This is a genomic window from uncultured Aquimarina sp. (assembly GCF_947492405.1).
In the GTDB taxonomy this organism is placed as follows: Bacteria; Bacteroidota; Bacteroidia; order Flavobacteriales; family Flavobacteriaceae; genus Aquimarina.
Genome location: NZ_CANLMP010000004.1, coordinates 475,471 through 498,143 on the forward strand (window position 1 = coordinate 475,471; position 22,673 = coordinate 498,143).

Annotated in this window: 21 protein-coding genes and 1 riboswitch; of the genes, 1 reads left to right on the forward strand and 20 read right to left on the reverse strand. The window is 33.1% G+C overall.

The features are described 5' to 3' along the window. The 17 genes from cobJ to Q0829_RS16775 form a co-directional block, all read right to left on the reverse strand. Positions 1-1,377, reverse strand: a complete 1,377-nt coding sequence (gene cobJ, locus Q0829_RS16695) for a precorrin-3B C(17)-methyltransferase (protein ID WP_298545254.1) — start codon at positions 1,375-1,377, stop codon at positions 1-3. After that, the gene (gene cobI, locus Q0829_RS16700) at positions 1,374-2,078 is read right to left on the reverse strand and encodes a precorrin-2 C(20)-methyltransferase (protein WP_298545256.1); all 705 of its coding nucleotides are present in this window, start codon (positions 2,076-2,078) and stop codon (positions 1,374-1,376) included. The genes cobJ and cobI overlap by 4 nt, the downstream gene beginning before the upstream one ends. Positions 2,079-2,080: 2 nt before the next feature. Further along, positions 2,081-3,019 (reverse strand): sirohydrochlorin chelatase, encoded by a 939-nt coding sequence (locus Q0829_RS16705; RefSeq protein WP_298545258.1) that lies wholly within the window; start codon positions 3,017-3,019, stop codon positions 2,081-2,083. A gap of 110 nt (positions 3,020-3,129) precedes the next feature. After that, the gene (cobA, locus tag Q0829_RS16710) at positions 3,130-4,671 is read right to left on the reverse strand and encodes a uroporphyrinogen-III C-methyltransferase (RefSeq protein ID WP_298545261.1); all 1,542 of its coding nucleotides are present in this window, start codon (positions 4,669-4,671) and stop codon (positions 3,130-3,132) included. A 2-nt stretch (positions 4,672-4,673) separates the two neighbouring features. Further along, entirely contained in the window at positions 4,674-5,474 is an 801-nt protein-coding gene (locus tag Q0829_RS16715) for a (2Fe-2S) ferredoxin domain-containing protein (RefSeq protein ID WP_298545264.1), read from the reverse strand. Between the two features lie 82 nt (positions 5,475-5,556). Further along, a riboswitch (cobalamin riboswitch) is annotated at positions 5,557-5,764 on the reverse strand. Positions 5,765-5,779: 15 nt separating this feature from the next. Next, positions 5,780-6,310 carry an ATP-binding protein gene (locus Q0829_RS16720; protein ID WP_298545266.1) on the reverse strand — a complete coding sequence of 177 codons (531 nt, stop codon included), beginning with the start codon at positions 6,308-6,310 and terminating at the stop codon, positions 5,780-5,782. Next, the gene (cbiB, locus tag Q0829_RS16725; protein WP_298545269.1) at positions 6,303-7,244 is read right to left on the reverse strand and encodes an adenosylcobinamide-phosphate synthase CbiB; all 942 of its coding nucleotides are present in this window, start codon (positions 7,242-7,244) and stop codon (positions 6,303-6,305) included. The genes Q0829_RS16720 and cbiB overlap by 8 nt, the downstream gene beginning before the upstream one ends. Continuing rightward, positions 7,235-8,242: an aminotransferase class I/II-fold pyridoxal phosphate-dependent enzyme gene (locus tag Q0829_RS16730; protein WP_298545272.1), complete on the reverse strand. Its 1,008-nt coding sequence runs from the start codon at positions 8,240-8,242 to the stop codon at positions 7,235-7,237. The genes cbiB and Q0829_RS16730 overlap by 10 nt, the downstream gene beginning before the upstream one ends. Continuing rightward, positions 8,236-9,699 carry a cobyric acid synthase gene (locus Q0829_RS16735; RefSeq protein ID WP_298545274.1) on the reverse strand — a complete coding sequence of 488 codons (1,464 nt, stop codon included), beginning with the start codon at positions 9,697-9,699 and terminating at the stop codon, positions 8,236-8,238. Before Q0829_RS16735 ends, Q0829_RS16730 begins: the two co-directional genes overlap by 7 nt. Positions 9,700-10,163: 464 nt before the next feature. Further along, positions 10,164-10,982: a class I SAM-dependent methyltransferase gene (locus Q0829_RS16740; RefSeq protein WP_298545276.1), complete on the reverse strand. Its 819-nt coding sequence runs from the start codon at positions 10,980-10,982 to the stop codon at positions 10,164-10,166. 33 nt (positions 10,983-11,015) lie between these two features. After that, positions 11,016-11,558, reverse strand: a complete 543-nt coding sequence (locus tag Q0829_RS16745; protein WP_298545278.1) for an NAD(P)H-dependent oxidoreductase — start codon at positions 11,556-11,558, stop codon at positions 11,016-11,018. 1 nt (position 11,559) lies between these two features. Further along, complete coding sequence (locus Q0829_RS16750) at positions 11,560-11,946, reverse strand: hypothetical protein (protein WP_298545281.1); 387 nt, start codon at positions 11,944-11,946, stop codon at positions 11,560-11,562. A 151-nt stretch (positions 11,947-12,097) separates the two neighbouring features. Beyond that, a complete protein-coding gene (locus Q0829_RS16755; RefSeq protein WP_298545283.1) occupies positions 12,098-12,547 on the reverse strand; it encodes a YHS domain-containing (seleno)protein in 450 nt (149 codons plus the stop codon). A gap of 152 nt (positions 12,548-12,699) precedes the next feature. After that, positions 12,700-13,674 carry a YpdA family putative bacillithiol disulfide reductase gene (locus Q0829_RS16760; RefSeq protein WP_298545285.1) on the reverse strand — a complete coding sequence of 325 codons (975 nt, stop codon included), beginning with the start codon at positions 13,672-13,674 and terminating at the stop codon, positions 12,700-12,702. An 82-nt stretch (positions 13,675-13,756) separates the two neighbouring features. Beyond that, positions 13,757-14,554 (reverse strand): AraC family transcriptional regulator, encoded by a 798-nt coding sequence (locus tag Q0829_RS16765; RefSeq protein WP_298545288.1) that lies wholly within the window; start codon positions 14,552-14,554, stop codon positions 13,757-13,759. A gap of 126 nt (positions 14,555-14,680) precedes the next feature. Then, positions 14,681-15,517 (reverse strand): rhodanese-like domain-containing protein, encoded by an 837-nt coding sequence (locus Q0829_RS16770; protein WP_298545289.1) that lies wholly within the window; start codon positions 15,515-15,517, stop codon positions 14,681-14,683. A gap of 49 nt (positions 15,518-15,566) precedes the next feature. After that, positions 15,567-15,983: a RidA family protein gene (locus tag Q0829_RS16775; RefSeq protein ID WP_298545291.1), complete on the reverse strand. Its 417-nt coding sequence runs from the start codon at positions 15,981-15,983 to the stop codon at positions 15,567-15,569. Between the two features lie 196 nt (positions 15,984-16,179). Here Q0829_RS16775 and Q0829_RS16780 point away from each other — a divergent pair, with 196 nt between their 5' ends. After that, complete coding sequence (locus Q0829_RS16780; protein ID WP_298545293.1) at positions 16,180-17,094, forward strand: phosphatase PAP2 family protein; 915 nt, start codon at positions 16,180-16,182, stop codon at positions 17,092-17,094. Positions 17,095-17,118: 24 nt separating this feature from the next. On the opposite strand, the gene Q0829_RS16785 is transcribed toward Q0829_RS16780, so the two are convergent. Genes Q0829_RS16785 through Q0829_RS16795 form a run of 3 tightly spaced genes read right to left on the reverse strand, consistent with a single transcriptional unit; the run spans position 17,119 to position 22,673 of the window. Then, entirely contained in the window at positions 17,119-18,018 is a 900-nt protein-coding gene (locus Q0829_RS16785) for a hypothetical protein (RefSeq protein WP_298545296.1), read from the reverse strand. 1 nt (position 18,019) lies between these two features. After that, positions 18,020-19,363, reverse strand: coding sequence for a vanadium-dependent haloperoxidase (locus Q0829_RS16790; RefSeq protein WP_298545300.1), 1,344 nt, complete (start codon positions 19,361-19,363; stop codon positions 18,020-18,022). A 40-nt stretch (positions 19,364-19,403) separates the two neighbouring features. Then, positions 19,404-22,673, reverse strand: coding sequence for a VCBS repeat-containing protein (locus Q0829_RS16795; RefSeq protein ID WP_298545302.1), 3,270 nt, complete (start codon positions 22,671-22,673; stop codon positions 19,404-19,406).

Below are 22,673 nucleotides of genomic sequence, written 5' to 3' on the forward strand. Positions count from 1 at the left end.
TTAAGATTTAAAATAGTTTGAAGCTTCGGGTAGTGTAAAAGCGGCATTTACAATAGCAGCGGCAACATTGCTACCACCTCTGTTCCCTTTTACAATTACCCAATCGGTAGTTGTAATTTGAGACAACTGTTCTTTTGCTTCTAACACATTTACAAAACCAACGGGTACACCAATAACTCCTACAGGTTTAAAAGTTGTATTTTCTCTTAATTGTTCTACAATTTCGAATAATGCGGTAGGTGCATTTCCAACAACATATAAAGCAGTTGGGTGCTTTTCAATAGCTTTTCTAATTCCCGCTTGGGAACGTGTAATGTTTGCTGATTTTGCTAATAACTGCGCATCTTCATCATTTAATAAACAATGTATTTGATTTCCGTATGCTGCAGTAAAAGCTTTCGTGATTCCAGCTTTTACCATGGTAACATCGGTAACAATCTCTCCTCCGTTCTTAAGGTGATTGTGCCAATTTTGAATAGCATTTTCAGTAGCTACATAATGACCATGATCTTCTAATATTCCTGTGGTATGAATCACTCTCGTTATTGCCCATTTATCAGAAATAGAAAAGGGTAAATCGGTAATATGCTCCGTAACAATTCTAAAACTCTCTTGTTGGATTTCTTTCCCAGTATGTGGTTTTCTGTTCAAATACCCTCGTGGCGTTACCAAATAGTCTTTAAAACGATAGGTTTGCGAATTCCCAATCATCACCAAACAAAACATATCTACATCTTCAGGATTAAAATCTCCCAAAGTGGTAATTTTAAGTTCTTCTTCTGGTCGTGTAACATGTCTTATAATCGCAACAGGTGTATTAGGAGAGCGCTCTTCTAAAAATATTTTTTGTAATCTACCTAGTTGCCAATGTCTTTTTTTACTCCTTGGATTATATAAGCTTGTCACAAAATCCCCAGTAGCAGCAGCTTTAATTCTTTGCTCTATTTTGTTCCAAGGCGTCATTAAATCTGATAAAGAAATACAACAAAAATCATGACCTAAAGGTGCACCTAATTTACTACCAGATGCTAAGAAAGCAGAAACGCCTGGTAAGGTTTCTAGTTCAATATCCGTATGCTTTTCTTTTGACACCACTTCATAAACAATAGCTGCCATAGCATAAATACTAGCATCACCAGAACCAATAACGACTACATATTTGTCTTCATTCGCTTTTTCAATGGCTTTATGTGCTCTTGCTTCTTCCTTACCTAAAGGCATTGAAATGAGTTCTGCATCTTCTCTAAAAAGAGATGCTCCAAACTGAAAATAATAATCGTACCCAATAACTACGTCTGCTTTTTCTAAGGCATTCTTAACTACAGGCAACATATAATTTATATCTCCAGGACCTAAGCCTGCAACTGTTATTTTCATAAGGCTTGTTTTTTAATAATGAGCAGAGAAAAATAAGGGATCTCTCTTTTATTTGCTATTGCCCAATTACTGGTAATAAATTGTTTATCCGTCCCCAAACACTCCGCATAAGTAATACTATGTTTTTTTGTATCGATTACCTCAGTAATACTATCCATAACCGATTTTATCTTCATCAAAACCACAGTATCAAAATTATCAATAGCTTCTTGTAATTCTCCTCTTGTTTGTACTCTAGGAATTACTACCACTTTTTCGTTTTGTAGGCACAATGGTATTTCACTTTCTGAAGCTAAATGCAGATACGATGTAATACCAGGAATTAAATTTATAGGTAATTTATGCTCCTTTATTTTTTCTAATACATATGAAAAAGAACTAAAGGTGCTAATATCGCCTTCGCTAACAATAGCAACAGATAAACCTTTATTATAATCCTTCACTATTTGTTGAAATGTAGTCTCGTACATCGTTTTTGCCTGGGCTCTTTCTAAATCCATTTTTAGATAAAAACCTTGCAGTTTCTCTACATCTAAATCATATTGATTTAAAATAGATAACGAATAACTCGATTTTCTACCATCTTTAAACAACGAACCTGGATAATATATTTTATCAGCTTGCTGCAAGGTTTTTAGACCTTTTAATGTTATTAAATCAGCATCGCCAGGTCCTAAAGACACTCCATATATTCGACCCATCGTCATATACCTAACATCTTTTTAACCTTATTCCCCAAACTGTTTTGTTTTTCATTAGGTTTTTCATCTTCTTCAAACAAAATTCCTTTCACATTTAAGTGGTGTCCCATTTGTTCTTTCCCTTGAAATTCTTCAAAACCAATCACTTGTTTTCTGTACTTACACAGTTGACAATTCATATTGGCAATTCCATTTTTAGCTTCATGTAAACGCTCATCAAAGGCTTGTAAAATCAATTCATCCGCACCAAATGGATCTGTATACACATATTCTAAATCAGAATTAGCATTCATTTCAGAAACATTCTTATAAATTCTTTCTAATAAAACACCCGTAAAAAAGAAAAAAGGAATGACGATGGTACGTTTAAAACCCAACTTTTCTACTAACTGCAAACCTTCATCAATTTTAGGATATGCTGTTCCGCTATACGCTGTGGTAGCAAAACCAAATCCCATTCCATCCCAAAGCATACTGGTTAATTTAGCAACATCACTGTTAGCATCAGGATCTGTAGTTCCTCTTCCAACTACCACCAAACAGGTATCTTTTCTATCTATCTTAGGTAGGTTTTTTTCTGTTTCCTCAATACGTTTTAATGACAAATCGAGTAAAAAAGAACTTACTCCAATATGTTTTCCCATAGAAATGGTTAAATCATCGTGATACGTCTGTAGTGTATTTAATTCATAAGGAATGTCATTTTTGGCGTGAGAACCTGCAAATAAAATAACAGGTAAAGCATAAATTTTACGGATACCATTTGCATACATACGCTCCACAGCTGCTTCATAAGTGGGGTGATTAAATTCTAAAAAACCATAATCTACTTCATATGCATCTTGATAACGTTCTTTGAGAATAGCCACCAATCGTTTAAATGATTTTACACCAGCTTCTCTTCGTGTACCATGTCCACACAATAAAACTCCTTCTTTCATCTATTCGTTTTTATTGTTTTTTTATCAGTCATATGTAACATCCAACAACTCATGCCGCCATGTGTTTTAGAAATTAAACTTGGATGTTTCATTTACTATTCATTTTTAAATTAAATAGGTGTTGCGCCAATAATAAAAACTACCGGCATTTGTATCGTAGCATTCGTTATTTTTTCTTCTATATTTCCTAAGTTCCCAGTAACGATGGATTGCTGTTTTCTAGAAACACTTGAAATAGCGTTTACAGGAATCCTATCATCTTTGCATACTTCTAATAATTTAGGAACAATTCTATGCAAGTTTTTTAACCCCATGTAAATAGAAATTGTATTTCCTGCTTTTAGCATATGCGCGATTCCATTGAGCTGCTCAAACGAATAATCAGCAGTATGTGCAGTACATATTAACATAGCATTCGACTGGTTACGTTCCGTAATAGGAATATTGCAAATATTAGCTGCTGCTAGGGCTGCCGAAATTCCCGGTACAACTGTAAAAGGCAGCTTATGTTTCTTCAAAAAACGGGCTTCTTCTGCTGCTCTACCATACACATATGGGTCTCCAGATTTTAATCTAACTACTTTATCTCCACGCTCACAATGATTTTTCATCAACGTATTTATCTTATTTTGTCTAGTTTCTTGGTTTTCTGAATCACCGAATTTCCGACCTACATACATACGTTTAGCCTGTGTATTGATATCTAATATCTCATCAGAAATTAAATTATCATGTAAAATAACATCAGCTTTTTCAATAGCTTCTAAAGCTTTTAACGTTAATAAATTTTTATTCCCTGGCCCTGCACCAATAATATTAATTTCTGGTAAGTGTTTTTTTGTAAAAATCCATTCTGGGTTTGAAAATTGATACTCAAAATTAAGCAGTGCCTTTGATTTTGAATTATCAACTATTTTAAAGTTTTCTTTTGTTGTTGTATGAAAAACCGGTGTTGGCAGACTTAATTGAATAGCTGCATTTTCATAAAATTCTTTCCGTTTTGGGTGCATATCTGCACACCCATTAATAATTTCGCCAAAACAATTTTGTTCTAAAATTGCTTCGACTAGTCCTATAGCATCTTTTTGATGAATAAGATTTACAGGGACATTAGGGTTTTTTAATTGTTTCTTATCTGCTAGCAATCTTCCTGGATTACGTTGCGGTCCAATTAGTCCTGCTAATCTCAAAATAGTTAGATTATCCCCAAAATGTTGCTGCAATAATTGTTCTGCTTTTAGTAAAGCTCTTCCTGATGCTTTTTCTGGAATGCAATCTTCAGTTTCATTGATGAGATTATTACTATCTTGGTATACTGACGTAGAGCTTACAAAAATAACCTTAGTTGATCTAGGTGTATGTTTTATAATCTGTTCGATCTGAAGTGGATGTGCGACTTCTATGTAATCAATACGTTTTGGAGGAAAATTGATAATAAGCGTCGATGTTTCATTTATAAAAGATTCCCAATCTCCTATAATAGTATCGGATTCAATTTTTATTCTGCTTGTGGGGAACGAATACTTACATAGTGATTTTAGCGCATCTAATTCAGCGGTGCTCCCATTAATTGAATACCCTCTTTTTTGAAGTTGCAACGCAAGCGGCAACCCCAACCAACCTAAGCCTAATATAGAGATATGCGTATTCATAACTACGCTAAAACTAAGCTTGTATTCTGTAATTGAATTTTTTTACAATACTCCCAAGCTTTGCTCTTGGCAGAATCAAATTCAATTTTCCCTAAAACTTCTCCAAATTTATTTTTGAAACGAATACCTGTTTGTTGTGTTCCTTTCTGATGAAAATATTCTGTACTAGAAATTTTTGATTTTTGCAATTCCATATTTTCTTTAGGAACGGCTGCAATCGTTAATCCAATACTTTCCGTTTTGGTATGTAATTCTAGTGTGTACGCTTTTGTATATGCTATCGTATCTATTTCTTCAAACGAAATGGGACTTCTATCAGCCATATAAAGCATCACTCCTTTTGGGTTTTCTAACAGATATAAAAATAACGGGTATAAATATTGGTCAGAACTAAATCCTTTGGTGATATAACATTCTCCTAACTCTATGTCATCTTTTAATTCAAAAGGTTTTGGTTTTACAGGAGTTCTTTCATTGTTAGAAAATTGTTGTTCCCATCCTTTTTGGTACAATAACTCTTCTTTGATAGGGTTTTCGTTATTGAGATATCTTCTTACAATTGGAATTATTTTTTCTACTGTTAATTCTTTATACCAAAATTCTCCAGGATGTACAATACAAGTAGGTGCATCTTCACATCTTCCATTACATCTTGTTTTAATAGTATGGGTAGTATCCCAAACTTCGTTATTACGTAAATAAGCTCTTGCTGCTCTTACAACTTGCTCAGATCCTGCTTTTTGACAAGAACCTCCATCACAAAAGAAAAAAGTATCTTTTGTATTTGCTATGTTTTTACCCATTTTTTTTATTATGGGGGAAAGTAGGGTAAGAAGCCAAAAAAGACCGGCTACCTAACACTTAAACTTTTATTCCCGAAAGTTAATATTATGTTTTGCTTTAGGCAGGTATTCTGACTCACTCTACTTTTAACGCCTTCCCATCCGCCTAAGGCGTACAGTGGCCAATATGTTAAAAGCTTTTTGCAGAGTTTACAGCTGCGGGAACAGTTTTGGATTCTCACCAAATTCCCTTTTAATTCTATATTCTTTTTAAAGTAAAAGAATAAGAAACCAAAAGCCTCACAAATGTATCGTTAATTTTTGATTTATATGCAAATAGTTTCTAAAATCAATTTTGTTCTATTTAGAGGAGAAGATTTAGGCAAAGTAATTATTTCAAACCCCTTATTTTCATACTGTTTTAACAACGTTTTTTCTAATTTTAAACAATATTCAAATTCTTGTAATCGTTGTCCGTCTTTACAATATATCTCAAACCAGGTTGGTGCAAAAAAAACAATTTTATGATATGTTTCTTGATAAGGAAAGTCACTTAAGTACTTAGGAATCATTTTATTTTCTACCATCAAATAAGCTTCTAAATCTAATAAAGATCTATCACAAATTAGCGTATTAGGATTTAACAACTCTAGCTTTGTTAGCTTAAATACAAGGTTAGTAAATCGATCAATATCTCCCCAAGGTGTTCCTTTTTTGTTACTTTTCTGTTCATCAATAATTACCTTTCTAGAAACCTCATCCATACACGGCATGGTGTTTTTTAGATGGTTTATTAATGTTGTTTTCCCTGTTCCAGGAGCGCCCGTAATAATGTATTTTTTTTGAAAACTATGCATATCGAAATAATACTAAAACTCCAATAATTAAAAGACAAAAAACAATACTTACCGTATAATTAATTTGGCTTACTGTTTTAATTTCTTCGTGTTTAATTTCACGATTATTAGTGCCTATAAATGGCTTTTTAACCAATTTTCCGTGATAATAATTTGGCCCTCCGAATTGGCAGTTTAACACATATGCCAGAGCAGCTTCTGGATAGCCAGCATTAGGACTACTATGCTTTTTTCCTTCTCTAAACAGAAAAGAAAGTCCGCTCAATTTATTTTGCACAACTAATATTAACAGCGCAGTAATTCGAGCAGGAATATAATTAGCAACATCATCTAACTTTGCCGCAAATTTACCAAACTTCATATACCGATCACTTTTATACCCGATCATAGAGTCTAAGGTATTGATCATTTTATACGCCATTGCTCCTGGAACTCCTAAGATCAAAAAATAAAACAACGGAGCAATAACACCATCACTTAAATTTTCTGACATGGTTTCGAAAGTAGCAACTCTAATTTGCTGTTCATTTAAATTATTAGTTTCTCGTCCTACAATCCAAGACAGACGTTTACGTCCCGCTTCTAATCCTTCATCTTTTAGGATATTAAATACCGCATACCCTTCTTTTATCAATGTTTTATTCGCCAAACAATAAAACAACATCAATATTGAAAATACAAGTGCTGAAATTTCAAAACCATAGGCATTTAATGATCTAATAATTAGAAAAGGGATAGTAAAAGAAACCCCAACTAATACACTTGTTAGCAATGCACCTTTTAAGAATTTATAAGATCCTCTATTCAACCATTTTTCTCCAAAAGCAATACTCTTTCCATAACCAACAATAAGATGTGGTAATTTTCTAGGATCTCCCAGAAGCAAGTCCAAACCAAAAGCAAAAACAACTATATAAATTTGGTTTACATCCATTCCTTTATAGCTTGAATTAATGCATTATTAGCTTCTTTACTTTGAGTAGAAAGTCTAATATATTCGCCTTTTAATCCTTTAAAGTTTGTAGCATCTCTAATAAGGATTTGATGTTTTACAATTAAATATTCTTTTAGTTCTCTTGCAGATTTCTGTAACAGTTCAACTAAAAAATAAGAAGTATTACTTTTACAAATTTTTACACCTTTTAATTGCTCAAGTTGTTCTTTAAAAATAACTGTTTCTTCTATTAATTCAGCCGCGTCAAATTGAAATGCTTCATAATTTTTGAAAATATATTCACCCGCTTTTATCGCTAATGAATTAACACTCCAAGGCATTTTTAAAGTTAAGAGTTCTTTAATGATTAAGTTGTTTGAAACGATATATCCCAAACGCAATCCCGGAATTGTAAATGTTTTGGTTAATGAACGAACCACTATTAAGTTATCGTATTTTTTTGTCAATGAAATGATAGATTCAATACTATTAGTAAACTCTATGTATGCTTCATCAATAACAAAGGTAGTCTCTGGTTTTTGTTGGTAAAGAAGTTCTAAATCATTTTTAGAAAAAATAGCTCCATCAGGATTGTTAGGATTACATATAAAGACCAGATCGACATTAATATCTTTTATTTCGGTTCTGGAAATTAATTGAAAATCTAACTGAAAAATTCTACAAGCATCTTCATATTCTGAAAAAGTAGGAGCTACAATAGCTGCTTTTTTAATAGAAAATAATTGAGCAATAAGATAGAAAGCTTCTGTTGCTCCATTTGTAAATAAAAACTGTTCGCTATCGAGTTGAAATTTATGAGCCGCCAATTCATTTAATTCACTTGCAGCAGGTGAAGGATAATTTTGAATCAGAGAAACATTCTTTGAAATATGAGTAAGTAATGTTTTAGGACATCCTTTATAATACACATTTGAACTAAAGTTATACAAAATTTCACTTTCTACTAAATGCAGGTCATCCCCGTGTCCGTTTAACATTCTTGTCTGCTGTTTTTTAAGATGGTTGACATTTCCAAATTTTCATCTATCCAATCAGCTAATTTATCAAATTGTGCTGCCTTAAATGCTTTATAATCTTTTGCAGTGGCATCCTGATATTTTAAGCGTAATAATTCTGTAACTACTTCTTGATTATCAAATATTCCATGAAAATACGTTCCCCAACTTTTATTTCCATCAAAATAGCCTTCTTCCGCACCATCAACGAGGTTTAAACCTTTATTTTTTGGCACTATAGTTTCTCCCATATGAATTTCATACCCTTCACAAGGTGTTGCAAAATCTTTAAACTGAAAGCTACGTTGCACTGTTTGTTTTGTTTGTGAAAGTGTTGTCTCGATATCAAACAACCCTAAACCTTCTTCTGAATTAATCATACTCTCTACCGAAAAAGGGTCGTTAACCACTTTACCTAACATTTGATATCCCCCACAAATCCCTAAAATTGGAATGTGTTTGTATTGCTTTTTAATAATCGAATCTAAACCGTCTTTTTTTAAGGCTACTAAATCTTCAATGGTATTTTTAGTACCTGGAATAATAATTACATCTGCTTTATTTAGTTCTTCTATGTCTCTTGTAAAATATAGATTGATTAATGGCTCTTGCTCTAACACCTGAAAATCTGTATAATTAGACATGTAATGAAGTTTGACAACAGCAATATTTAATGTATCATCCGAGGCTGTTGTAGCTCTTCGGCTTAATGCAACAGAGTCTTCTTCTTCAATAATAATATCTTTGGCATAAGGTAAAACACCTAAAACAGGAATATCCGTAAGTGCTTCTAATTTCTTTTTCCCATCAATGAATAAAGTTGGATCTCCTCTAAACTTATTAATGATGATTCCCTTCACCAATTTACGCTCCCAATCCTCTAGCAATTCAATAGTTCCATATACACTTCCAAACACTCCACCTTTATCGATATCTGCTACTAAATAAACACATGCATTTGCAGCAGCTGCCATTCGCATGTTTACAATATCCCTATGTTTTAAATTAAGTTCACTAATACTTCCAGCACCTTCCATTACAATAGGATTGTGTTTTGATGCTAATTGTTTAAATGATTTTTTAGCTTCTTCAAACAACTTTTTTTTATTGTCTCCTAAAAAATATTCCTTAGCAGTTTGGTCACCAATTGGTTTTCCGTGTAAAACAATTTGTGATTTATTTACCGATGAGGGTTTTAATAAAACGGGGTTCATTTCTACCGTTGGTGGAATACCACAAGCTTCGGCTTGCACAGCTTGCGCTCTTCCTATTTCTAGATTATCAGGTGTAGAAAAACTATTTAATGACATGTTTTGAGCTTTAAAAGGTGCAGGATTGTATCCTTTCTGCTTCAGCCATCTGCAAATACCTGTTGTTATCCAGCTTTTACCGACATCAGAGCCAGTACCAACTAACATTATAGGCTGTAATTTTTGCATATTCAATATTTTTCTCAGCACAAAAATATTGAATTATATAGAGTTTATATAGGGTTAATGATAAAGTTATTACAACTAAACTTTTATGTTATTTTATGTAAAAAAAGTTTGAAGATCAACCAGGATTCTCTTACTATGGCTGCCACCAATTTTATGTCAAAAGCTTTTATCAACTATATATTAAATACTCTTACCTGTTGTGCATTTTGAAGGAAATGTTAAAGAAAAGCGTCCATTCGAGTAATTTTCCAAAATGATCTCTCCACTACGCTCGAGATGACAGAAGGGAAATCAGCCTCTCGCCTCTGGAGAGTATCGAGAATAGCTTTTTTGATCCAAAATCTTATTCTCGACCTGTACGCCTCTGGATTATACACTTCTTCTTTTATTCGAAGCACTCGAATCGAAGAATTTGGAATAAAAAAATCAAAATGCACAACAGGTTACTCTTGTTTTTTTTATTACTATTTTCGAGCTTTCAAGACATACGTAACCATTTTACCAAAATTAGTTCCGTTTATTATTTTTACATTTTCTTTAAAGATTCGTTTAAGGGCTTCTTGTTTTTCTTTAGGCAATCCCTTTATTTTTAATCCAATAGGTGTGCTATGTATAAATGCTATGGCTTCTTCCATACCTCCTTGTAAATAAAGGTCCATTTTCTGCTTTTCTATTTCGATAATATTAAATCCAGCTTTTGTAAAAATTTGTTTCAGTTCTTCTTTTGGCATATAATCAAAAGGCAGACGTATTAACTGGGATAATTCTTCTTCTTCAATGGTTTCTAGCGTTTCGCACAATGTTCCAAAAATTTCACATTCAGAGACAGGCAACCAGGTAGAAATAATCAATTTTCCATCTTTGTTAAGTACTCTATATATTTCTTCGGCTGCTTTGAGTTTATCAGGGAAAAACTGAAAACCTTGCTGACATACTACAATATCCAATGTGTTATTTTCAATGGGTATGGCTTCTGCTGATGCATGAATAAATTCAATCACATCATCACATCCTAATTCTTCGAATTTAGCCTTATTGATAGCCAACATTTCTTCATTGAGGTCTAATGCAAATACTTTTCCCGTGCAAGTGACCTGATTTAATAGTTGCTTTGTAACCGCCCCAGTCCCACAAGCTAAATCTAAAACGTATCTACTAGACCAGGGCTCATTTTCATGTATAAGTTTTGTAGTCCAGGGATCAAAAAGCAAGGGAACAAGTACATCGTCATAAGCTTGTGCTATTGAATCGTCTGCAAAATCGAATTTTATATCCTCACTCATTATCTTCTAGTTAATTATTCTGATTACTTTTTATTATGATACCAATAACAATAATCGATTAGCTTGATCTTTTGCCTTATTGATCACCGTTATTCGATCCTCGTCTTTCCAGGCAATCATTGCATGTGAATATACAGGGTTTTTATAATCCATTAGACATAAAGTTGCCGTTTGTTTAACCGGATATAAAAATTCTTCCATAGTATGACGATTCATGCCATTACTTTTATAAGCTTCTACAGGAGTACCTGTGGTGGTGCTTACAATGAAACTTTTCCCTTTTAACTTATCTCCACCATCTCCATAAGCAAAACCATATGTCAACACAACATCGATCCACTGTTTTAATATTGGGGGTACACTATACCAATAAAACGGGAATTGAAAAATAACATGATCCGCTGTTAACAGAGCGTCTTGCTCTTTTTTTACATCAATATTAAAATCGGGATATAACTCAGACAAATTACGAATAGTACAGTTTTCTACTTCTTCTTCCAGTGCCTCTACTATAGTTTTATTGGCAAGAGAATCTTTATAATTTGGATGAGCAATTATAATAAGCGTATTTTTCATTTTATTTAATTTTTCCTTTAAACGTATATTGTATTGGGTCTTGCCCTTCCTTAGTCCACAGGTATTCTCCAGAAATTTTACTTCCTGTTTTTTCACCTATCCATATCATTTTTCCGTGCTCCTTGCTACTCATTGTACATGAAAATTCATGAAGCCCGTTTTTATTGATTTTCGTAGTATACTTTGCTTTTTTAAAGCCATATTGTATGCAAATAGAACCTTCTACATCAGTATCCGTAAACACTAAATCCTCAGAGTTATCAAATTTGTCACCTATATAATTATCGATTCTAAATGTTTTTCCTGCAAAGGAATTCTGATTGTTTTGGGCATTTACACTAAGTGTAGCTACTATAATAATCAATGTCAAAAAAATATATTTTTTCATTTTTATGATTCTTTATTTAATTTTTTGTCTTCTTTTTATGAGGTAGATTGTCTTTTCTCCTGCTATAAATACAATGGGGTTTAAAAAAATAAGAGTGTTAAAAGCCATTGAAAATTAATAATAAAGAACAATGGCTTTATTTGAAACTTCACTAACTGTTTTTAAGTGTTTTCCAGTTTACTTCTGCTTTTTTGATTAGTGCTTTTTCGTCTTTCAACCAAGGTTCTTTTCCATTGAAGTTAGCTCCTTTGTACGGTCCATTGTAGAAAAGGTATAATTTACCATCTGTTATTTGAAACGTTTCTGGATCAACAGGAAACTTAGCGTTTGATGTTGCAACAGCTGTTGCGCAAAACCCTCCCATTTCTGGCATATATTTAGTAGGATTTGCTTTAAATAACTGCTGATTTTCTACACTGCTAAAATAATAGTGGATACCATCTACCTCTACAGCTAATTTATCAGAACCTTGAATCGCTTGATTTTTGGTGAAATATCCCACAAGATCATATCCTTCAAGGGCTACTGATTTTGTGTTAACGTTTTGAGCAAAACTGATTGTTGAAATTAGTACCGTAAGTGCAAGAACTACATTTTTCATGATTTTTATTTTTTTATATTATTGTTATTTGTGGATTTTTTAACCCGTTCACATTTCAAAGATATATTGATAAAACAAGCTATAAAATGGATAAAAAGGAACTAGACTTGTATTATTTTCCAGTCACTATTTATGTATCACATTAAATGGTCTTATTTGTTTCTTATATGATTGATAATTTTATCTCCATGATCTCTAGAGTTTTCTATAAACCATTCTCGTGTGTTTAAACCTCCTATAACTACTCCTGCCAGATATACATTAGAAGAAGTGGTCTCCAATGTTGTTTTATTGTATTTTGGATATCCTGTAGTTGCATCGATTTCGATTCCCAGTGCCTCCGAAAGCTCAATATTAGGTCGATATCCAGTCATAGCATATACAAAGTCATTATCGATTTCTATATGCTCATTTTTTGCCATAAAAGCAATACGATTTTGGGTGATTTCAGAAACATTAGCTTCATAATACACTTTAACATGTCCTTCTTCGATTCGAGCTTCAATATCGGGTCTAATCCAATACTTCACACTATCTCCGATGGCTTTTCCTCGTATTAAGAGAGTTACATCTGCTCCTTTTCTGTATGCCTCTAAAGCGACATCAATTGCTGAGTTTGAAGCACCAATAATGGCTACTCTTTGATTAAAAAGATGATGAGCAGAAGTGAAATAATGTTTTACTTTTTTAAGTTGTTCTCCTGGAATCTGTAATGACACAGGTGTATCGTAAAACCCTGTAGAGTTTATAATATAATTACACGTATATGTTTCTTTTGAGGTTGTTATTTTAAAACAATTTTTACCAGATTCATTTGGTAACCGTTCCACAGATTCGAAAGATTCATAAAGCTCAACATGTAACTGGTAATATTGCGTAACTCGTCTGTAATATTCTAATCCTTCCTGTTTTGTAGGACGTACTGAAAGTGACGTAAAAGGAAGATTTCCTATTTCTAGTTTCTCAGAACTGGAAAAGAATGTCATATCGGTCGGAAAATTATGAAGTGAATTTACAAGTGTCCCCTTTTCAATAATTTTATACGAAATGTTTTCATTTTGGGCAGCTATCCCACAACTAAGGCCGATAGGACCTGCACCAATAATAAGTATACTATAATGAGTCATTTGTAATCTTTTATACAAACGTACCCTGCTTTACTGTTTTGTTCGTAGGACAAATAACTCCTTGTATGGTGTTTTTAGGAAATTATAGTAATTCTGCGTACTCTTTTGGACTATGAGAGGTTTCCTTTCTAAAGAATCGACTAAAATAAGCGGGATCTTCAAAGCCTAATTTGTAACCAATTTCTTTAATAGACAGTTCTTTTGTGTAGAGTTCTCTTTTGGCTTCTACAATAAGTTTTTCTTTAATTAATTCGCTTACTGTTCTCCCTAATTCTTTTTTGACTGCTTTATTTAACCCTTTTGGTGAAATATTCAATTCATCTGCATAAAACTGAACAGTATGTTGACGTTCGTATGCTGTGTCCAAAAGATTTTGAAAATCCGTTACTACTGGCGATAATACTGATAAATTTACTTCTCCGAATTGTTTTAACTTAATTTTTGAAGAATATAATAACAGTGTTTTCAATTGTGAAATTATTATTTCTTCCTGAAAATCATTTGCTTCTTCTAACTCATTGTTCATCGCTGTAATGAGATAGTCTACTTTTTTTAGCTCTGTATCCTGCAATGGAATGTATGGTGGTTTTGTCGTATTGAAGATTACAGCATCGCAAAAGGTTTCACTTCGGTTTAATTTAATACAGAAAAAATCATTCGAAAAACACACGGTTCTCCAGCTGAATTCAACAGATTTTTTCTGAATACTAAGCAATTGATTTTCTGAGATAAAAACTAATGTCGGGCCTGTAATATCATAGGTAGAAAAATCTATTTTGAATGTTGCATTACCCGAATCGACAAAAACCATTCTAAATATTCTATCTCTTGAATCTATATAATCAATATCAGTTTCTATTCTAAAATGATTACTGTTCATAGAGAAATTGTTAAGTATTATTATTTAATGCTTATAGCAAGATGATATATCTTTATCTAATTTTATAAAGATATTATGATTGATTGATATTATTAGAATAGAACTCTATTTTTTTATACTCCACTCTTAGTTGGATTGCTCCACAGGACGTGCAGGATCTTGTTTCCATACAGAAAATGATCCGTCAAACAAACTGGAATCAATTCCTAAATTAGCCAGTGCCAGCATAACTACAGTTCCGGAATATCCTGCTCCGCAAGAAGAAATTATCTTTTCGGTACGCCAATTTGGAATTGTATTATTAAACAATGTTACTATTTTCTCCTCTTCGAGAAAAAGTCCTGTTGTTTTATCTACTAGTGAATTATAAGCGGCACTAATCGCTCCTGGTATATGGCCCGTGCGAGGATCGTCAGGGTTTCCTTTATGCGCTGCAATTCCGCGACCATCCAAAACACAAGCATGGTTTTTTTCAACTAAGAAATCCTCTAGAGATATTCGTAGAGATTTCTGACATACTGGTTCGAAAGTACCAGGTGAAACTTTCGGTATTTCTTGAGAAATTGGCAAACCTTGTGATTTCCAGTATTTGAACCCACCATTAAGAACCTTTACATTTTTAAACCCCCAATATCTCATAGCCCACCAGATTCTACCAGCAAACATATGATAATAATCATCATAAAGTATAACTGTATCTTCTTTGTGAATTCCTAAATTTTTAAAGGACTCTTTAGCTTCTTCAAAAGAAGATACCTGGGCTAAATTAGGAGCTATATTTTGCTGAATAAATTCTTTTCTCCAATCCAAAAAAATTGCTCCGGGAATGTGCTCCCAGACATAATCATTACGTAATGATCTGGGGTCTGTTCCCCAAGTACCTCTTACATCAAAAACTTTGACATTAGGCTTTGTTAATACATTATTGAGTTCCTTTGACGATATGAGAGATGCTTGTTTCATAGTATTTATATTTTTATACATAGCCTTTACATAAATCTTTTACCCTTATTTATGGCTTATAAACTTCTACTTCAATTTCGATCATAAGCTCTGGCATAGCCAATTCTTTAACACCTAACCAGGTTGATTTTGGGTAGCGGTTTTCATTATATAACGATTTTCTATATTCTAAATTTTCCAGAAATAAAGACATGTGTGTAGTATACACATTTTCTACAATAACATCATCAAAAGTACAATCGTAATATGTTAACATTTTTTTGATATCGGCATAACAGTTTTTCATTTGTTGCTTATAATCTCCAGCAGCAGTTGGTTTTCCTTGTTCGTCCATACTTACTGCACCGGAAGCTTTAATATGGTTTCCTATTTTTACAGCAAATGAATATCCAAAACCATTTTCGGTATTTGGTGATCTCAGTTGAAAGTATTCAGGTTCATTATAGTTTGTTGCTTCTTGCTCCATTGTATTGCTTTTTTTTAGGTTTTAAACTTGACAAATCAAAAATAAATTGATCATCCGTATTAGAGAATGGACAAAAGGGTACTTGACTAGTACAATTAGGAACTTTAGTTTAAAAAAGCTTATTATTTAGATCGTACCAACATATTTAACTTATGTTTGCGAATAAGTTGTTATTTTTACTTTCCAAATTCTGCTTATGAGACATTTTAATATCCGACCAGTTTTTTTATTGTTATTTCTTTTTTCTGTTATTACTTATTCGCAAGAAAAATCAGAAGAACAGCCTGAAAAAAAATTAGAGGAAGAACAATCAGAATCAATCTCCGAAGAAAAAACGGAAAAATCGCAACATGAAATGACTCGATGGCAAATGCTGAAGTACGATGGCGTTTCTGCTTTTGGTGGAGTCAAAAATGCATACACACAACCTCTAAGATGGAAAGGTGATGATTGGGCAAGATTTGGAGGAATTATTGCGGGAAGCGCAATATTACTAGCTGCTGATGAGCCTGCTAATGATTATTTCACTAAACAAAGTGAAGGAGTTCCACAAATAATTAAGGAAAGTGGTTTTCGCTTTGGGAAACCTCTTTTTAACTATGGATTGACAACGAGTATTTATGCTTTGGGATTGATCACAAAAGATGAAAAAATAAGAAAGACTGGAGTCTTACTTATTGCTTCTGCCACTGCCGGAGGAATTCTTCAGACGGTAAGCAAAACACTCGTTGGTCGTGCAAGACCTACTGCTGGAGAGGGTAATTGGAGTTTCCGTTTTAATGCTAGTGAAGCTGACTATCATTCTTTCCCTTCTGGACATGCTATCCTGTCTTTTACTACAGCTTATGCAATAGCAAAACAATTCGACAGCCCTTATATCAAAGGAGGTCTTTATGCAGTAGGCTTAATTAGCCCTATTTCTCGTTTATGGAGTGGTGCTCATTGGTTAACCGATGTAGTTCTTGGTGTAGCATTAAGTGTGGTTATTGTCGATGGTATAGACAACTATCTATATAAGAAAGAAAGGTATGTTTATGATAGTAAAAAGTTTAGGGTAAAATGGGATCTTAAATTAGGTGCAGGTCAACTAGGCGTAGTAGGTACATTTTAACAAAAAGAAAATTTTATTAGGTCTTTATTTTATTGGGAGAAAGACTTCTGCTTTCCATTGCAATTCATCACCACCTTGCATAGGGTTATTATAAAAAATTTCGAATGGTTTTTTTTCTATTTCGATAGCATTAATTCTGGCGTATTCGATTAATGCAAACCAAGCCTGGTCACTGTTTTTATAATTTCCATAATAAGTAGCCTTCAGAGCTTTTTGGGAGACTTGTTCGTTATAGTTAGTGATTGAATTCGAGACAATAGCATCTTTATTTTTTACTGGAAATCCAAAATCAAACTGAATAGAATCAGATTTAAAATCCCAATGTTTTACTTTAATTACAGGATGGCCTTCTTGTTTTATACTATTTCTGGGAATGCTTAAATAAAGGTCACTGTTAGCCATAATCATTTTACTGGCTTTTTCTGATCGTTTAGCTTTCATAAAAGTACTTACATACTTTACTTCGGGAATCGTACTTTCTCCATTGATATAAACCTTAAAGCTATTGGTATAATCAATAAGTTTATTATTAAATTTAATCATTTGGTTTTTATACGAATCGACAAAATCCGAAGAACCTGTAAGCACTTGCAGTCTGTTTTTTATTGATTTTTGTTCTGAAACGATACCAACAGTAATTTTTGTGACACTATCATTAATGGCTTTGAAATTCCAATCTAAAACGAAACCGGTATTCTCAATACCCACTTTTTGAACAACTTTTTTAAACAATATTGTATCCAACACTTCAATCTTGTTATCACCCTGATCTCCCCAAGATTTCAGTTCGCACAATTCGTAATACAAACTACCAGGCGCCATTTTAACCTTAAACGTTATCTGATAATCATATTCTTTTATAAATAAATACCAAATGGACAAACAGGATAATACTACCAAGATTAAAACTACAATTCTCCTCATATTAGTTAGAACTTGCTACTCCGGCATTTGATGTGTTCATTTCTAATTTACTAACCACAAAACTTCCTAATGCACGTCCCTGGTCTAATCCTAAATCGATGGCTGCTCTATAATGAATTCCTCCATATAATCTGCTTATTGCAGCTTCATCAGCTGCTTGGTTAAAAGACTTAAAAGAACGAACAGGCAAACCATATTGCAATTCTGTATCATCATCAAAAGCAAAGTTATCTCCATAGATTGCTGTTAGCACCGTAGAAGCTGCTCCAGAAACCACAGAATGACCGCTAGTATATTCTGGAAACGGTGGCGTCTGTAAAACTGGAGTCCAATTTTCATCAATATGCTGATTGATCAAGGTTTCAGGACGAATTAGATTACTTCTATATTTCTCATCCCAACAACTTATAAATGCATCTGCTATCGCGATAGAGGTTTTGGTATAGGCAAAAACAGTTTTCGCAAAATCCGCATTGGTTTTTTTACTAGCTATTTTACAGATTCCTATCCAATGTGCTCCTGGTGTAATTTTTTTGGTCGCAAACATTAAATGCCCTTTATGCGTTGAAACATATGGATTGCAATCCCAGAATTGTGCAATTTCTAATTTTTCTGAACCTTCTCCTTCTTCCTTAATCTTCTGACCAACTTCATAAGTCTCCATTAATTCTTTATAAAATGGTGTATCCTTTTCTAATGAAAAATCAGGATATTTCGCAGGCTTAAACTGTGAGGAAGAGTCTATAATCGATGGTCTGATTTCTTTCCAATGAGGCTCAATACCATCCATATAATCTGGTGGAGTCGGTTGCCACCTAGAAGGGTCTTCTGTATTTACAGAAAACTTAGGCATTGTTCTGGTTTGCGCATAATTATCTGTAGCATACCATTTTTTTATATGCTCTGCGACTGCTAATCCATAAGTTTTAGAGTCATTAAAAGTTACTTCGTTTTGCAATTTCCAAGCATTATATATACTATCACGATATATTTCTACGCGATCTTCTGAGAAAAGCAATGATTTACCTACTTCAAGATATGCTACTAATGCAGAAAGTTTATAATTAATGTTTTTGGTTGTATCAACAACAGGAATAGACCTTAAACCATGCAACTGATTTGATAACGTTTTATAATCGTGGCCTTCTTGTCTTACCACTTCGTAAGCAGCAATATTGGCATAGTTATATATTCTGCTGGCTACAGGCGGTGAAAAAATATCATGTACCATTACTTCTGTGATTTTATCCACAGCTTGGTGGTAATCATCAGAAGTGATTTCAATCTCTTTCTCTTCTTTTTGACATGCATTCAAAAGCAATAGTAAAGAGGTGAATAAAAACATGTTTTTACTCTTAACCAATAAAGGTATTTCATTTAATTTATTAAAGCATTTCATAAATCTCTGCCTTTCCATTGTTTAATGTGATTAGTAAATAATCCTTATTTACAAAATTAATAATATTTAATCCTCTAACGGATTTCTGACTCAAATTAATATGCAGTTCTTGCGCTTCAATTAAAGAAGTATCTCCTTCTATCATAGCACCCGCAAAACCATCAAATCTTCCATGATAAGGAATCACCCCAAAATAATTACCTGCCATAAATACTTCTTCTTTTCCGTCTTTGTTAAAATCATATTTTAGCATGGTCATAATTGGTGATAACTGAAGTGAATTCCCAAAAGGAACAAACACGAATTTTCCTTTTTCATTTTTCAAATATCCAGAAGCTAATTGATGTACTTCGAGCAGCTCAGCTTTCTGCAGTTCACTTTTTCCAAAAACCTCTTCTACAGTTTTACCAGCAAAACTGTTGTATGTTGTAAACTTTTTCTTAAGATAATTTAACTGACCTGATAATTCATCTAAACCCAAAGCGGTATAGTACTTTCCGTTTTTGGGTAATGCTAAAATTGTTTCTGTTTTATTATTCTTATCAAAATCCGAATAATACATTTTTAAAGGAAAATCTGAAGAAGCAGTAAATTTAGAGTTCAACCCGAAGTTTCCTAATAGATAATCAATATCACCATCATTATCTATATCAAAATTGATAATGGATTGCCAAAGACCCTTTAATTCTGTTTCAGAAATTTTATCTGTAACATCCATTAGATTACCATTATTATTTCTAAAAAAATGGGGTGACATCCATTCTCCTATAACAATTAGATCTTTTACTTTATCATTATCAAAATCACTCCAAAGAGCATCCGTAACCATTCCCACTTGTTGAATTTCTTGGTTTTCTTTTATGGTGAAATTTCCATTATTGTTGATCAAGAGATACGAATTGGGGATTTTACCAAAATCATTAGAAACGGTATAACCGCCAACGAAAAGATCAAGGTCTCCATCAGCATCTATATCATAAGGTTTGATTATCGATTCATGCTCGTATAACTCAGGAAAATTACTTCTTGACAAACCAGCATCAGAGTTTAGATACAATCTATCTATCAATTCCTTAGAATTTCCGAAAAATTCTCCTCCAGAAGACGCAACTAGTAAGTCTTTTTTACCATCATTATTTAAATCTTCTATAATAGCAGTTACTTCTTCTTTCTTTTTATCTGTATCAAGAAATTCTGGTTTACTTTGTCTAAAACCTGAATCTGTTTGGATATATATTTGAGAAGCCTCTAGCTTAGAACTACCGAAGAAAATATCATCTTTCCCATCTCCATTTAGATCTCCTATTGCCGTAGCAGGTCCTCTATCAGAAATTTTATATGGAATCAATTTTTGACGATTAAAATCTGTATAATTATTCTCTTTATGCACATATTGTAATCCGGGTATGGAGTCTACCTTTTTAAACCAACCTTTATTTTCAGAAAATAGCTCTTTATAATTAACTGCATTTCTTTTGTGCAATAATTTGATCAATAAGGTCTGATTTGTTGTTATATTTTCTGCTATTTGTATAGTGTTATCAGGCCATATTATTTTTAGCGAATCTATAGTTGCTATAGTATCATACCCAAAATGAATTATAGGTTCTGAAGAAGACTGGAAACCTTTAGAAGTAAATAATTGCTTATACTGCGCTATTCCTTGATGATAGGATATTACCTTAGTTCCTATTCCTAGTTTATTTTTGTCTTTGAAATCAAATTTAAGTTTTAAAAACTTATTTTTTTGATTTGTTTTATTTTGATAAAAAGAAGCTGGTGCATTGATATTATTGGTTACGATATCCAGATCTCCATCGTTATCAAAATCGGCATAAGCACTTCCTGTAGAAGCTGTATTTTCTATCGGCAGCCAGCTGGAAGATTTATCTACAAAACTCATCTCTTTATCTCCCCTAAAAATACAATTCTGCACCTCACCAGAAGGCATGATATTTAGCGCTTCATTATCTACTAACTTTCTAGTATTTAGTTTTTCCTGAATTTTTTCATTAGAAATATATTTAATGTAGTCTAAGTCATTAGGGCGTTTTGGAATTCCATTAGATATAAATAGATCTTGTTCTCCATCTTGATCATAATCTGCAAACAATGCAGACCAACTCCAATCTGTAGCAGACACACCGCTTAGTAATGCGGTTTCGGCAAAATAATCCCCTTGATTGATCTGGAGCATATTTCGGGCATACTGATAATGGTATCCCAATCGATCGATACGCATTTGTAGCATATCTATCGTTTCATCTCCAGCAGAAGCTTTTAGAACAGTTTCATCATCGGGCGTCATATCCAACGTAATTATATCTGCATATCCATCGTGATTAATATCAGCGATATCATTACCCATTGAGAAACGACTCGTATGACCAAAACTTTCTTTTAGAGATTCACTAAAAGTACCATCACCATTATTGATATAGTAGTAATCATCTTCATGAAAATCATTACTTACATAAATATCTGTATATCCATCATTATTAAAATCTGCTGTGCCTATTCCAAGACCATATCCGTTTCCTCCACCAAAAATACCTGCTGCTGCACTAACATCCGTAAATACATTTCCATCATTACGAAGTAATTTATCACCACTTTCCAAACTTCTTTTATTTCTAAGTGCGGCCTTACCAAAAGAGTTCTGAGTATGGATTGCGTGATTTAATAAATACATGTCCAAATCTCCATCATTATCGTAATCAAAGAATGCTGCCGAAGTGGTATAATTTTGAAAATCTAATCCATACTCAGACGCTTTCTCGGTAAATGTATTATCACCATTATTAATAAATAATTCATTTTTACCTTCTAACCCTTGAAGACCAACAACTGCGCAAACGTAAATATCCAGATATCCATCTCCATTAACGTCTGCCATAACAACTCCTGTGTTCCAATCAGAATTTCCTTCTATTCTCGCCTTAGCGGAAATATCTTCGAATTGAAAGTTGCCTTTATTGAGATAAAGCTTATTCTTACCCTGATTAGAAGTAAAAAACACATCTACTAAATCATCTTTATTAATATCTCCCACTGCAACTCCTGCTCCATTATAATAATACAGGTAATCAAGAATATTTAATTCTTCAGTTGGATTCAATGTATTCTGAAACGTTACATTAGTAATCTCTGAAGTAATTTTATCAAATAATTCTCCTTGATCCTTATGTGCTTTTTCTTTTTTGCACCCAAATAAAAGCAACAGCCCTAAAGTTACTATGACTATATTTTTGATCAT

Coding starts and splice junctions, on each gene's coding strand:
- cbiB (WP_298545269.1), bottom strand. CDS start 7,244: ATGGATGTAAACCAAATTTATATAGTTGTTTTTGCTTTTGGTTTGGAC.
- Q0829_RS16765 (WP_298545288.1), bottom strand. CDS start 14,554: ATGAACAGTAATCATTTTAGAATAGAAACTGATATTGATTATATAGAT.
- Q0829_RS16770 (WP_298545289.1), bottom strand. CDS start 15,517: ATGAAACAAGCATCTCTCATATCGTCAAAGGAACTCAATAATGTATTA.
- Q0829_RS16750 (WP_298545281.1), bottom strand. CDS start 11,946: ATGAAAAAATATATTTTTTTGACATTGATTATTATAGTAGCTACACTT.
- Q0829_RS16780 (WP_298545293.1), top strand. CDS start 16,180: ATGAGACATTTTAATATCCGACCAGTTTTTTTATTGTTATTTCTTTTT.
- Q0829_RS16715 (WP_298545264.1), bottom strand. CDS start 5,474: ATGGGTAAAAACATAGCAAATACAAAAGATACTTTTTTCTTTTGTGAT.
- Q0829_RS16720 (WP_298545266.1), bottom strand. CDS start 6,310: ATGCATAGTTTTCAAAAAAAATACATTATTACGGGCGCTCCTGGAACA.
- Q0829_RS16735 (WP_298545274.1), bottom strand. CDS start 9,699: ATGCAAAAATTACAGCCTATAATGTTAGTTGGTACTGGCTCTGATGTC.
- Q0829_RS16760 (WP_298545285.1), bottom strand. CDS start 13,674: ATGACTCATTATAGTATACTTATTATTGGTGCAGGTCCTATCGGCCTT.
- Q0829_RS16745 (WP_298545278.1), bottom strand. CDS start 11,558: ATGAAAAATACGCTTATTATAATTGCTCATCCAAATTATAAAGATTCT.
- Q0829_RS16775 (WP_298545291.1), bottom strand. CDS start 15,983: ATGGAGCAAGAAGCAACAAACTATAATGAACCTGAATACTTTCAACTG.
- Q0829_RS16795 (WP_298545302.1), bottom strand. CDS start 22,673: ATGATCAAAAATATAGTCATAGTAACTTTAGGGCTGTTGCTTTTATTT.
- Q0829_RS16790 (WP_298545300.1), bottom strand. CDS start 19,363: ATGTTTTTATTCACCTCTTTACTATTGCTTTTGAATGCATGTCAAAAA.
- Q0829_RS16740 (WP_298545276.1), bottom strand. CDS start 10,982: ATGAGTGAGGATATAAAATTCGATTTTGCAGACGATTCAATAGCACAA.
- cobA (WP_298545261.1), bottom strand. CDS start 4,671: ATGAATACGCATATCTCTATATTAGGCTTAGGTTGGTTGGGGTTGCCG.
- Q0829_RS16785 (WP_298545296.1), bottom strand. CDS start 18,018: ATGAGGAGAATTGTAGTTTTAATCTTGGTAGTATTATCCTGTTTGTCC.
- Q0829_RS16730 (WP_298545272.1), bottom strand. CDS start 8,242: ATGTTAAACGGACACGGGGATGACCTGCATTTAGTAGAAAGTGAAATT.
- cobJ (WP_298545254.1), bottom strand. CDS start 1,377: ATGAAAATAACAGTTGCAGGCTTAGGTCCTGGAGATATAAATTATATG.
- cobI (WP_298545256.1), bottom strand. CDS start 2,078: ATGGGTCGAATATATGGAGTGTCTTTAGGACCTGGCGATGCTGATTTA.
- Q0829_RS16705 (WP_298545258.1), bottom strand. CDS start 3,019: ATGAAAGAAGGAGTTTTATTGTGTGGACATGGTACACGAAGAGAAGCT.
- Q0829_RS16755 (WP_298545283.1), bottom strand. CDS start 12,547: ATGAAAAATGTAGTTCTTGCACTTACGGTACTAATTTCAACAATCAGT.